At 36.2% G+C, this 13,512-nt stretch carries 10 protein-coding genes and 1 other annotated feature; of the genes, 2 read left to right on the top strand and 8 right to left on the bottom strand.

Annotated elements, in window-relative coordinates:
• Nucleotides 1-24: 24 nt before the first annotated feature.
• Complete coding sequence (locus AC3WTA_RS16380) at nucleotides 25-138, bottom strand: helix-turn-helix transcriptional regulator (RefSeq protein WP_000052039.1); 114 nt, start codon at nucleotides 136-138, stop codon at nucleotides 25-27.
• A 136-nt stretch (nucleotides 139-274) separates the two neighbouring features.
• Entirely contained in the window at nucleotides 275-1,258 is a 984-nt protein-coding gene (gene asnA, locus AC3WTA_RS16375) for an aspartate--ammonia ligase (RefSeq protein ID WP_000284899.1), read from the bottom strand.
• A gap of 70 nt (nucleotides 1,259-1,328) precedes the next feature.
• Nucleotides 1,329-1,587: a binding site (T-box leader), on the bottom strand.
• 405 nt (nucleotides 1,588-1,992) lie between these two features.
• Here asnA and AC3WTA_RS16370 point away from each other — a divergent pair.
• Entirely contained in the window at nucleotides 1,993-2,127 is a 135-nt protein-coding gene (locus tag AC3WTA_RS16370) for a DUF3934 domain-containing protein (protein ID WP_000047588.1), read from the top strand.
• A 100-nt stretch (nucleotides 2,128-2,227) separates the two neighbouring features.
• On the opposite strand, the gene AC3WTA_RS16365 is transcribed toward AC3WTA_RS16370, so the two are convergent.
• From AC3WTA_RS16365 to AC3WTA_RS16340, 6 genes are all read right to left on the bottom strand, one after another.
• Complete coding sequence (locus AC3WTA_RS16365; RefSeq protein WP_000011031.1) at nucleotides 2,228-5,422, bottom strand: DEAD/DEAH box helicase; 3,195 nt, start codon at nucleotides 5,420-5,422, stop codon at nucleotides 2,228-2,230.
• 117 nt (nucleotides 5,423-5,539) lie between these two features.
• A complete protein-coding gene (locus AC3WTA_RS16360) occupies nucleotides 5,540-6,472 on the bottom strand; it encodes a response regulator (protein WP_000500309.1) in 933 nt (310 codons plus the stop codon).
• Nucleotides 6,473-6,474: 2 nt separating this feature from the next.
• Nucleotides 6,475-7,773 (bottom strand): sensor histidine kinase, encoded by a 1,299-nt coding sequence (locus AC3WTA_RS16355; protein ID WP_082181002.1) that lies wholly within the window; start codon nucleotides 7,771-7,773, stop codon nucleotides 6,475-6,477.
• 63 nt (nucleotides 7,774-7,836) lie between these two features.
• Nucleotides 7,837-9,549 carry an oxaloacetate-decarboxylating malate dehydrogenase gene (malS, locus tag AC3WTA_RS16350; protein WP_002096733.1) on the bottom strand — a complete coding sequence of 571 codons (1,713 nt, stop codon included), beginning with the start codon at nucleotides 9,547-9,549 and terminating at the stop codon, nucleotides 7,837-7,839.
• A 74-nt stretch (nucleotides 9,550-9,623) separates the two neighbouring features.
• Complete coding sequence (gene aspA, locus AC3WTA_RS16345; protein WP_000224176.1) at nucleotides 9,624-11,063, bottom strand: aspartate ammonia-lyase; 1,440 nt, start codon at nucleotides 11,061-11,063, stop codon at nucleotides 9,624-9,626.
• Between the two features lie 24 nt (nucleotides 11,064-11,087).
• The gene (locus tag AC3WTA_RS16340) at nucleotides 11,088-12,359 is read right to left on the bottom strand and encodes a cation:dicarboxylate symporter family transporter (RefSeq protein ID WP_000713278.1); all 1,272 of its coding nucleotides are present in this window, start codon (nucleotides 12,357-12,359) and stop codon (nucleotides 11,088-11,090) included.
• A 377-nt stretch (nucleotides 12,360-12,736) separates the two neighbouring features.
• Here AC3WTA_RS16340 and pyrH point away from each other — a divergent pair, with 377 nt between their 5' ends.
• Nucleotides 12,737-13,480 carry a UMP kinase gene (gene pyrH, locus AC3WTA_RS16335; RefSeq protein ID WP_000806133.1) on the top strand — a complete coding sequence of 248 codons (744 nt, stop codon included), beginning with the start codon at nucleotides 12,737-12,739 and terminating at the stop codon, nucleotides 13,478-13,480.
• The last annotated feature ends 32 nt before the right edge of the window (nucleotides 13,481-13,512 follow it).

Raw genomic sequence — 13,512 nt, 5'->3', positions numbered from 1 at the left:
TCAGTAGGATAAATCGCCCACTGATTAAAGTTTCACTTTATACACTGCTTGCCTCGTTATACCAATCTTTTTAGCAACATCTTCTTGTGAAAATCCTTTTGATTCTCTTAATTTTTTAAGTTGTTGTCCTAAGCTCATAACCTCCCCTCCTTTAACAAATTATTACATAAAAGGATCCAAAAAAGAAAGAAACCATTAGTAAAACCCACTGTAAACCACTCGTTTACACTATAAAAAAGAGAGAATAACTCTTTGAGCTATCCTCTCTCTTCTATTAAAACAGATGAATGTTTTCTTTCTTGCAAGCTTCACGTAAATCGTCAGGCCATACAGAAGATTGAACTTCACCAATATGTGCTTTACGTAAGAAGTACATGCACATTCTTGATTGTCCAATACCACCGCCAATTGTTAACGGTAGTACGTCTTCTAAAATACCTTTATGGAAATCGTACTCACGTTTGAAGTCTTCACCTGTTTTCGTTAACTGCTCATCAAGTGATTTACTATCAACACGAATTCCCATTGATGATAATTCGAATGAAGATTGTAATACTGGGTGCCAGAATAAAATGTCACCGTTTAATTTCCAATCATCATAATCAGATGCGCGTCCATCATGCTTTTCACCTGAACGAAGTGCATCACCAATTCCGATAATGAAGACTGCACCGTGTTCTTTCGCAATTGCATGTTCACGATCTTTCGGTGTTAATTCTGGATATTTATCTTCTAGTTCTTGGGAAGTGATGAAAACAATTTCTTCTGGTAAATACTTTCCAAGGAACGGATACTTTTCAAATAAGTGGTCTTCTAAATCTTTGAATATTCCATAAATTGTTTGTACTGTTTCTTGTAAGTAATCTACAGTACGCCATTCTTTTTGAACGATTTTTTCCCAATCCCATTGGTCAACGTAAATGGAATGTGTTGCATCAAGTTCTTCATCACGACGAATCGCGTTCATGTTTGTATATAAACCTTCACCAGCTTCATATCCGTATTCATGTAATGCGAATCTTTTCCACTTCGCTAGTGAGTGAACAATTTCTAATTCTTCTCCTGAATGTAACATATCAAATTCAATTGGACGTTCTACACCGTTTAAGTGATCGTTTAATCCTGATTTTTTCGTTACGAATAATGGTGCAGATACGCGGAATAGTTCAAGACGTTTTGCTAATTGATCCTCGAAAAATGTTTTAACTTCCTTAATTGCGATTTGAGTCTCTCTTACTGTCATTAATGATTGATACATGGTGGTTTCCTCCTAAAATGTTTGGATGTTGTGAAAAGAAGCCAACAAAAAAAGCCCTTCTTTCCCAAAAAACTGGGACGAAAGACTTTGGTTCCGCGGTACCACCCAAATTAGCAACAGAGGTTGCTCACTTATACAATACGGAGATGAAATATCTCGATACTGTTCTTCTTGTAACGGCGAAGTTCCCGGCTAAGTCTACTTTCCTCTAAAGGATTTCGGTTAGCAACTCCAGGAGGTTCTTCATAATAGGCTTCGTATCAGGCTCACACCACCCCTGACTCGCTTAGACTACATCCTACTACTACTCGTCCTTTCATAGTCGTTTTGTTGTCACATCTCTGAAACATTTTATTAATGATTATTCTATACAAAAAATAAAGAAAGTCAACAAAAATTTAAAAATATTTTTCAATTCTTTATTTTACGGCTTTATTGATTGTTTTCAATATAACATCTTCACTTCTTTTGCCTTGTCAATCCAAAAAACGTTTCACTAACCGAGACTAACATATACACAACAAGTAATGTAATCGTTCGAAATATAGAATCCGCAGTATTTCGTATTATTTTCATTTTCTTTGTAATTCCTTTCAGTTTACTTGCAAATTCATGTTATACTATAGCATTCAAGCAGTTTATTTTTACTTAAAGTAATCATAGTCATTTATAAAGAGTATTTTCTAAATCATTGACTATTATCAAATAAGATTTTTATATAACGGAGTGATCATATGAGTAAAACGAAAGCAAAACCGAAAAAAGGTGTAGGACAAGGTACAGGAAGTAAAGGATGGAATCGTTGGCAATCAAGTGCAAAGAAAAAGGCAGCTGCAAAGCCATACAAAAGTAAAGGTACAAAGAAGTAATTTAAATAACATTTGATTTCTTTACTTTGTACAAAACAAAATATAATTATTACAACAAAAAAGCTACGCCCTCATACATTTGAAGGCATAGCTTTTTATATTAGATCATTAAAATATCTCGAATTTCTTCCTCCGTGATTGATGATAATTTCTCTTCTCCCGGCTCAATCACTTGAGCGATTAAATTTTTCTTACTCTCTTGCAGTTCATGCATTTTTTCCTCAATTGTTCCGTGGGCCACCAACTTAATAACTTGTACCGTATTTTTTTGTCCCATTCGATATGCTCTATCAGCTGCTTGTTGTTCAACAGCTGGATTCCACCATAAATCGTATAATATAACTGTATCGGCACCCGTTAAGTTAAGACCCGTACCACCAGCTTTTAAAGAAATGAGAAATAGATCCCCTTCCCCCTCGTTAAACCGATTACATAGCTCTACACGTTCTTGTGATGGTGTACTCCCGTCTAAATAAAAGTATGGAATCGCTTGACGATTTAACTCACGCCCAATAATAGACAGCATCTTCGTAAATTGAGAAAAGATTAAAATTCTCTTACCAGTACTTCTGCATTCCTCTAGTATCTCTAGTAGTTGTTCAAATTTAGCTGAACTACCCTTATAATCATCAACAAATAAAGCCGGATGATTACAAATTTGTCGCAATCTCGTTAAGCCAGCTAAAATTCTAATTTTATTTTTACGTAACGTATCTTTATCTAAATGTTTTAACGTTTCTTCCCTTAATTTCGCTAAATAAGCGGCATAAAGTCTCTTTTGATCTGGTAATAACTCCGATGACTGTAAGTGCTCTATTTTATCTGGAAGCTCCTGTAATACGTCTTCTTTTAATCGTCTTAATACGAAAGGTTTTACGCGCTTCGCTATATCTTCGCGCCTTAAATCACCGAATTCTTTTCTTCCTGGTAATAATTCCGGAAATACGACATGGAAGATAGACCATAGCTCTTCTAATGAATTTTCTACAGGCGTTCCCGTTAGCCCGAAACGGTATTCAGCTTGAATTGTTTTCACTGCTTTTGCAGTTTGGGTTGTAGGATTTTTAAACGCCTGTGCTTCATCAAGAAACAGTGTATGAAACGGCCTCGCATACGATCTTATATCTCTTCTCAGTAATGGATATGACGTAATTACGACATCAAATTCCACTATGTCTTTTAATATTTTTCGCCGCTCTGTTTGATTTCCATCTGCAATAACCGCTCTAATATGCGGGGCGAATTTTTTCAATTCACTAAACCAATTATAAACAAGAGAGGACGGTGAAACGACTAATATAGGTAGTTTCTTTTCTCGAATTTCAGGCAACACAGAATCTATATAAGCAATACTTTGCAGCGTTTTTCCAAGTCCCATATCGTCTGCTAAAATACCGCCAAAACGGTAATAGGCGAGTGTTTTCATCCACTCAAATCCGTATACTTGATACTCTCTCATTACAGCATTTAAAGTTTGCGGCACTGTAAACTTTAATTTTTTCGGATTTTGAATGCTTTCCACTAAATCTTGAACAGACTCATCTAAACTTAAAACATTACCTTCGTGAAGTCCGTTCATCCATTTCACACTCCGAATAAGCGGAACATTCACTTCTTCCCCATGTAAAAATTCTTTTCGAATACCTGATTCTTTTACAAACTGATTAATTTCATTAAACTCTTTGCTCTCTAGTGATAATAAAGAACCATTCGCTAATCGATAATATTTGCGTTTCTCTTCAAGAGCCACTAATACACCTTTAATTTCTGCTTCCGGTATTCCTTTTATATCAAAACGAAATGACAACCAATCAATTCTTTCTTTTCTTCTCACTCTAATAAGTGGTGCTGTATCCCCTTTATGAATACGTAATTTAATTGCTGTCGTCGCATAAATGTCAACCAAGCCTTTTAACGACGGAACGACGTGATATAAAAAGTTATACTCAGCCTCTTCATTATGCATAAAGTAACCACCTTCTGTTTTCGCAAAGGCACTTTCACTCATAATGTCTAAAATCTCTTTTTCCTTTTTCTCATCACGATTAAAAACAGACGGCTGTCCATCTTCTTCTAACGGATTGATCATGACGTTTCCATAATGAAATTCAAGACCTGCTAACAAACGATTTTTCACTCGATCTAAATACAGCTTTGCTTTTAGCGACGGCGTTTCAACACGATCTGATATTACTTCATCAATGCGTACCGTTCCCAGTTTCATTAATCCTGGCACAACTTTCGCTACAAAATGTTCCATCTTACTTTCAGGAATATAAAACTGATTGTTATTTGAGCGGCTCATCATCTTTTGCAATTCAATAAGTCGCATACAATCTTCCATAGGTAAATGATATAATTTCCCATTGTAAAGAGCGTTGTTATACATTTCCATAACTTGAACACGATTTAGGCCGTCTATATGAAGTGTGAATCCACCATTATTTCCTTTCGTAAACTCAAAATGTAATGGCAATAAACCGTTTGAAATTTGTAAGCCCTGAAACTGTTGTTCATTTTGTTTCAGCTGTACATACTCAACTTTAGAAAGTGAAGAGAGCATATCTTTCCACGAAGCTGGCGGTATGAATATCATACTTTCATCTTGTTTCGCATGTACTTCTAACGCATCTTCATACATTTTTTCATTATGATACATTTTAATAAGCTGCTGAATAACCGCATCTGTTTCTTGCCTGAAGCTATGTACATCTGGTGTGTATGTAAATTCATTAGAACAATGAAAAGTCTCTCTCTTCTCCACTTTAGAAAGAAATTCTCTAATATGCTTTATAAAATATGTTTTCGCAAGTTTTAACTGAATTCCAAGAAGGGCCCCACCACTTTTCGTCGCTACTGGTGAACATATAAACGCAACATCTAATATTTCACGTGTATCAAAACGGTGTTGTTTACTTTTTGGCCGCAGTGGTTTGTCTGCAAACAACTGAAACATTCCGCTCGTTAATTGATCATTTCCGCTCATATTTTCGGACATGCCGCCCGTTTGCTGGTTATAATTTATTTGTATTAGTACGGCTGCAACATGTTGACAGTACGTTTGAAAAGACGCTATTGAAGGACAACTACATCTCGCAACTACATCACCTTTTTTAGCTTTTTCTACTGTAACATGAAAATCTTCATTCCCTTTTACCGTCGCCTCACAAATTTCTTTCGTTTCATCATAATGATTCACGATTACTTTATTTGCTTTATAATAAGCTTCGCCTCTTTTATATGAGGTCTCTCCGCATACTTCTTTTATAATCGATTTATTTAATGTAAAACTCATTGTTTTGACACTTCCTTAATGTAAAACCATTTTCTCTTACTTAACATTTTACATGCTCTACGAGAAAATATAAAATATTGATTGAACAAAAAAGATGCTTATTTATAAGCACCTTCTTCACTCTATCTCCATCAACCGTTTCGCCTCAAAATATAACACTTGAATAAATTTTTTCGTATTAATTCGTATATGGCCAGAAGTTGCTAGTTCATCCTTTGTCATTTCTGTCATCCGTTTTCTAACTATCGTAAAATCAAAAAATTTCGGAGCATAGCTTTCAAATTTTGGATTTGAAAAGTCTGTTAGTCCGAGGGAGGCTAAATGATTCAATGATTGATAAATCGCTCTTCTTACACGTTGTTCAGATGCTTTTCTCTCCTTATCTATATCTGCATCCGAAGCTATATGATCTAATTTTTTTAATGTTATTTGGTGAAAGATATCTTTTAACGCAGGAAAGCCAAATTCAAATGTTTGCGCCTTTTCTTGTCCATGTAAATATTCCAGCATACTAAGTAAATCTTTACTTCCGTTCTCTCCCGCAATACCGAGTTCTGCTAGTAAGAAGCGTCCTGAATCTGATATCTTTTTTCCTTCTTGCACTGTTTCACTACGCATTTGCGGCTTTTCCCACTGAAATACATTATTTAATGATTTTTGAATGTCATAAATAGAACGTTCCAAACGAATACGCTCCATCACTTTTCGTACAACAGATATTACTTCTATTTTGTTTAGTGGTTTCGTAATATAATATTCTACACCAAGTGTATACGCCTCACCGATGAGCTGTTTCGATTCCACTTGGGAAATCATAATAATTTTCCCAGTAAATGAAGACGCTATATGGCGAACTGTTTCAATGCCGTCTCTCATCGGCATTAGTAAATCAATAAATAAAATATCTACTTTTTTATAATTTAGCTGTTCTGCTTCAATAAACGCTCCATCTTCCGATTCTCCAATTACTTCCCCAAGATCGCCATCCTCAATAATTTGCGAAAGCATTGAACGGAAAACTTCATCATCATCTACGATATAATAAAACAAACCTATTCCCCTTCCCGCTTTAAACTGCACTCCGGTAAACAAACGATAAACTTACACCCTTTTCCTGTTTCATTGTCTTCTAACCTTACTTCTCCGCCGAGCTCTGTTACCATTTCGTGTATGTAAGAAAGTCCAATACCTGTTGACGGTGTTCCTGTTTGATCATACTTGGAAGTAAACCCTGGCTTAAATACTAATTTCTTATACTTTTGTGCAATACCAGGGCCATCGTCAATTACTTCAAAGATTACATGTTGATCTCGTTTATATAACTTAATACGAATGAGACCTCTATCTTCAATTGCTTCCACTGCATTCGCAGCTAAGTTATTAAAGATTGATAGTACTGTATACACGTGGTATGCAGCATGTTCACCTTCTATATGTTTTGAAAAACGTATATCTTTCCCTAGCATTTCAGCATATTTCTCATTTATTCTTACAATCATTTCTGTAAGCTCATGTCCTTCTACATACTCAGCCACATTTTTATCTAATAACAGTTTAGATAATCCTGCAAAAATCCTTTGATTATCCTTTTTTATTTCGTGCACTTCTCCTGCTATTTTCAATGCTGTTTTACTACTGGAATCATCATCTGTCTGTAAATTTCGATATAGTTGATATGCTTCTTGTGTAATCAATTCTGCATTTTGTAACGTTTTTTTCAAATGAACTGATTCTACATATAAATTTGAAAGGTGCATGAACATTTTTTCATTTTCTTTTCGAACTTGCGATTCTTTTAATTTCGTTTCATATAAAATCATCATATTTAAAAAGCCAAGTGCAAAGAAACTACGGAAAATAGCAATAATGATAAGTTTATTTACTTCAGAAACTGTTATCGTTGTACCGAGTACTACCATATGATAAATCGCTAGTTCTGACATACTTGCGATAATTTCAATTGTAATTCCAAGGCATCCAATAACGATTGGTTTCTGATGAAACTTATTTACCCTACAAAGTGAAAAAAGACTTCCATAAATAAAATAATAAAAGAACACAGCATAGCGCAAATAAAATGATTCTGTCATATGAAATGAACCTTGCATGATCCAATCAAGGCATACACGGAATAAAACGACACATATACCGACAAGAATACCCGCAGCCGCTGCTGGTATTCTTCTTAAAAATAGTAATAAAAAGAAGAAAAGCGGTGTCCCAAAGCTAACGCGAAACGTATCGTTAAAAGGATGAAAATTAAGCTCTCCAGCAATCGGAACAACAACCATTAATATAATTAAAAGGGATATATCTTTCTTCCATAATTGATTCCAATTCAAAGGTGCCACTTCCTATACTTTTTTCGACAATAAAAGTGAAAGCCCGCTTATTATAATAAACGGGCTTTATTTCTATATTCTAACCTTTTCTACCGCTTTTATTTGGCGATACTCCGGCTCCCATATTGCTTCTTTCACTGCAATCTTGATATCGTTATCACTTAAGTTCTCTCTAGCAACACCTTCTGCAACGGCAACTTTCGCTACTTCAATTGCAACCATTTCCGAGATATTACGTAGCTCTTCAACTTCTGGTAAGATAGGTGCCCCTGGCTGACTTGTATCTACCATGCTTGCAACTGCTTCAGCAGCTGCTGCAAACATTCCATCCGTCATGACGCTTGCACGTACAACAATTGTTCCAAGACCAAGACCTGGGAAAATAAGTGCGTTATTTGATTGTCCAATCACATACGTTACACCGTTGTATGTAACTGGTTCAAATGGACTTCCTGTTGCAACTAATGCTCTTCCTTCTGTCCACTCGATTAAATCGGCTGGTTTTGCTTCAGCAAGTGGCGTCGGATTCGACATCGGTAAAATGATTGGTCTTTCTACGTGAGAAGCCATTTCTTTAATAATCTCTTCTTTGAATGCTCCTGCAACAGTTGATGTACCGATTAAAATTGTCGGTTTTACATGCTTCACAACTTCAGCAAGTCCGATCACATCATTTTGTTTCCACTCACTTACTTCCGCTTCTTTTCTTGCATATGGAATTTGGAAATCAAGAAGATCTTCCATATTATCTGTAACTAACCCGTTACGATCAATACACCAGAAACGCTTATATGATTCTTCTTCTGATACGCCAACGCGGACCATTGCATCTCTAACTTGATCTGCAATACCGATTCCAGCCGTACCAGCACCAAACACAACAACGCGGTGTTCACTTAAAGGTACGCCCGAAACTTTCACTGCCGATAACACAGCAGCCAGTGAAACTGCACCTGTACCTTGAATATCATCATTAAATGTACAAATATCATGACGATATTTATCTAAAATTTTCCGTGCATTTCGAGAGCTAAAATCTTCCCAATGTAAAAGTGCTTTCGGGAATTGTTTATTCACTGCTTGTACAAATGTATCAATAAATTCATCGTAAGCTTCACCAGTTATACGAGGGTGACGATTTCCAATATAAAATGGATTGTTTAATAGTTCCTCACGATTTGTACCCACATCTAAAATTACCGGTAATACACGGCTAGGATCGATACCAACTGCGGCCGTATAAACAGCTAATTTCCCGATTGCGATGTTTATACCACCAACACCCCAGTCACCAATTCCAAGTATGCCTTCTCCATCTGTTACAACGACTAAATCAATGTTTTCAGCTGTTGCACCGATATTGGCGAATGCTTCTTCGATACCCGACGGATCGTTAATTGATAAATACACACCACGTGGTTTACGGTATTCATGACTATACCTTTGAATTGCTACACCGACTGTTGGTGTATATACAATTGGTAACATTTCACGTAAGTGATTTGTTAATATACGATAAAATAATACTTCATTTCGATCATGTAACGCTGTTAAGTATACGTTCTTTAATAAATCATCCGGCTGAGAACAAAATTGTTCATACGCTCGGCGTGCTTGTTCTTCTAAAGTTAAAACTGCTGGCGGTAATAACCCTTTTAAACCTAATTCTTCTCTCTCTTCTTGCGTGAAAGCGACCCCTTTATTTAAAAGTGGTGTCGATAATACTTCTACTCCTCTTAATGTCGTTTCTAATGAACCATTAGAAGCTACTGTAAACTTACTCATAACATCCCTACCTCTATTCATATATAGCATTTCTATATTGTAAACAAAAAAGAGGGGATTGTCCCCCTCTTCTTTTAATTTTTCTTTAAAAGAGTTGCTCCTGCAATCCCTGGGTGCGTCATTTCGAATGGATCTAGAATTAACTCTAGGTCTTCTTGTGACAGTACACCATTTTTCACACAAAGTTCTCGAACGGATTGACCTGTTGCAATTGCTTCTTTCGCAACGCGAGCTGCTGCTTCATAACCGATATGAGGGTTCACGGCTGTAATAATTCCTACACTCTTCTCAACATACTCTTTTAAGCGATCTTCATTCGCTTCAATTCCTTTTAAGCAATTATCTGTAAAGGCACGGAAACCGTTATTCATAATGCTAATAGATTGAAGTAAGTTGAAAACAAGTACTGGTTCCATAACGTTTAATTCTAATTGTCCTGCTTCTGAAGCAAGGCAAATTGTATGGTCGTTACCAATTACTTGGAACGCAATTTGATTAATTACTTCTGGCATAACAGGGTTTACTTTCCCTGGCATAATAGATGAACCTGGTTGACGAGCTGGCAACATAATTTCCGCTAAGCCAACACGTGGACCTGATGCCATTAAGCGAAGGTCATTCGCAATTTTAGACATATTCATCATACATACTTTCAGTGCTGCTGATACTTCTGTGTATGCATCCGTATTTTGCGTTGCATCTACTAAGTCTTCTGCACCAACAAGTGGCAGTTCACTAATTGTAGCTAAATGTTTTACAACTGCTTCAATATATTCTGGATCTGCATTTAAGCCTGTACCAACTGCAGTTGCTCCCATATTTACTTCATATAGATGTTGACGTGATTGCTTGATACGTTTCATATCACGTTCAAGTACGCGAGAATACGCTTTAAATTCTTGTCCAAGACGAATTGGCACAGCGTCTTGTAAATGTGTACGACCCATTTTAATAACATGATCGAACTGCTCTGCTTTTAATTCAAATACATCGTGCATATAACCCATCGTTTGTAATAAGCCTTCTAATGCATTTAATGTTGCAATATGAATCGCCGTTGGGAATGCATCGTTTGTTGATTGCGCCATGTTTACATGACTATTTGGACTAATATAATGATAGTCTCCCTTTTCCATTCCTAATAATTCAAGAGCACGATTGGCAATGACTTCATTTGCATTCATATTCATTGAAGTACCTGCTCCGCCTTGGATTGGATCTACGATGAAATGATCATGCCATTTTCCATCAAGAATTTCTTGAGCGGCTTCTGCGATCGCGCCGCCCTTGTTCAATTCCAATCTTCCTACATCTGTATTAGCAAGCGCTGCAGCCTTTTTTACAATTGCGAATGCTTTAATTAAGCCTTCATGGATTTTGTATCCTGTAATTGGGAAGTTTTCTACTGCACGCATTGTTTGTACGCCGTAGTATGCATAGTTTGGCACTTCTTTTTCACCTAAAAAATCTTTTTCAATTCGAACACCATTTTTAACTTCAGTTAATGTTGCCATGATTATTCACTCCTTAACGATTTCTTATGCTGCTTTTGTTTCTTTGACTGTTTCTACATATTGTTTTGCTTTCTCATTATCGAATTCGCCTTCCCACTTCGACATAACAATGGCCGCTAATGCATTTCCTAATACATTGACAGATGAGCGAATCATATCTAAAATGCGGTCAATTCCCGCAATTAACGCTATACCTTCTAGTGGTAATCCCATTGAACCTAACGTTGCTAATACAACAACGAACGATGCACCTGGAACTCCCGCCATACCCTTGGATGTTAACATGAGAACGAATAATAACGTAATTTGCTCTGTCAGTGACATGTGCACACCGTACATTTGTGCAACAAACAATGCCGCTAACGCTTGATAAATAGCCGATCCAGTCAAGTTGAATGTATAACCTGTCGGAATAACGAAAGAGGCAACTGCCTTTGGACAACCGAACTCTTCCATTTTTCTCATTATATTAGGTAAAACAGCTTCTGAACTTGCTGTCGTAAATGAAAGAATAAGTTCTTCTTTTAAAATTTTCATTAATGTAAAAATGTTTACGCCAACCATTCGTGCATTAATACCTAATACAATCACAACGAATAGTATAACAGTTACGTATACAGCTAGCACTAGTTTTCCTAAAGGAAGTAGTGTTGCTACACCAAATTTTGCAACCGTAACTGCAATTAATGCGAATACACCAAATGGTGCAAATTTCATAACTTGATTTGTAACCCAAAACATCGCTTCGAGTACACCTTCAAAGAAGTTAAAGACGGGCTTTCCTTTGTCTCCAATTGCCGCAACTCCTAAACCGAATAATACTGAGAAGAAAATAATCGGTAATAAGTCACCTTGTGCAATCGATTCAAATACGTTTTTCGGTACAATATGAACAATCGTTTCTGCAAAGCCTTTCTTCTCTGTTGCATCTGCTGTTTGTTTATAAGAAGAAATATCACTTTGCTGTAAATTACTCATATCAACGCCAGTACCTGGTTGGAATATATTCGCTGCAAGTAATCCCATTAAAATAGCAATCGTCGTAATAATTTCGAAATAAAGAATTGTCTTACCGCCCAGTTTCCCAAGCTTCTTCATATCTCCTACACCAGCTACCGCAACAATTAATGCTGAAATAACAATTGGTACTACAATCATTTTAATTAAGTGAATAAATATATCCCCAATTGGTGTGATATAAGAAATCGCCGTTTTATTGCCATAAAAGATTGCCCCTACTACAATCCCTAAAACAAGCGCGACAAAAATTTGTGTTGCCAATCCGAATTTTTTCATTTATGTTCATCCCCTTCATGCGAACGCTTTCATTTCGTATTTATAAAAGCTTACTCACACATCTTATAGGCGAACCTACAAAATCATACAAAAACCTACAAGTTCGTCACAAAAAATTCGAAAATTTTTCTTTTCTTTTTCATTGACACCTTTTCATTAAAAAGAAATAAAATATACTTGATAAGCAATCAGATTGTTTCGTATAATCAAAAAGATATATACTTACAACAAATCAAAATGAAAAGGAGTGGATAGTATGAAAAATTATGTACAAAAATTCGTCTTATCTTCTTCTTTTCTTTTTCATTTTCTAAAAAAGGAACAAAGGCATTTGCCTTTGTTCCTTTTTTATTGCGATCTATATAGGGGGAATTGTTATGAAGCCATATAAAAGAGTCTTAATTAAATTAAGCGGCGGTGCACTTGCCGATCAATCCGGAAATAGCTTTAACTCCAAACGATTAGAACATATCGCAAACGAAATTATATCCATTATTGACTTAGGTATCGAAGTATCCATTGTCATCGGCGGCGGTAACATTTTCAGAGGTCATCTAGCTGAAGAATGGGGAATTGATCGTGTAGAAGCTGATAATATCGGTACGTTAGGTACAATTATCAACAGCTTAATGCTTCGCGGCGTTTTAACAAGTAAAACAGATAGAGAAGTACGCGTTATGACTTCCATCCCGTTTAATGCAGTAGCAGAGCCTTATATTCGCCTCAGAGCAGTACATCATTTAGATAACGGTTATGTTGTCATTTTTGGCGGCGGTAACGGGCAACCGTTCGTTACGACAGATTATCCAAGTGTTCAAAGAGCCATTGAAATGAATAGTGACGCAATATTAGTCGCAAAACAAGGAGTAGATGGCGTCTTTACTAGTGATCCAAAACATAATAAATCAGCGAAAATGTACAGAAAACTAAACTATAACGATGTTGTTAAGCAAAACATTCAAGTCATGGATCAAGCCGCTTTATTACTTGCCCGTGATTATAATTTGCCAGCACACGTCTTTAACTTTGATGAGCCTGGAGTTATGAAAAGAATTTGCTTAGGTGAGCATGTCGGGACATTGATTAATGATGATGCTTCATTGCTTGTGCATGAAAACTAATTATTTCTCATTAAAAAAGGGTGTCTATAAAA

Source organism: Bacillus sp. EB106-07-01-XG149, assembly GCF_058791555.1.
This window is presented reverse-complemented; position numbering and strand designations above follow the sequence as displayed.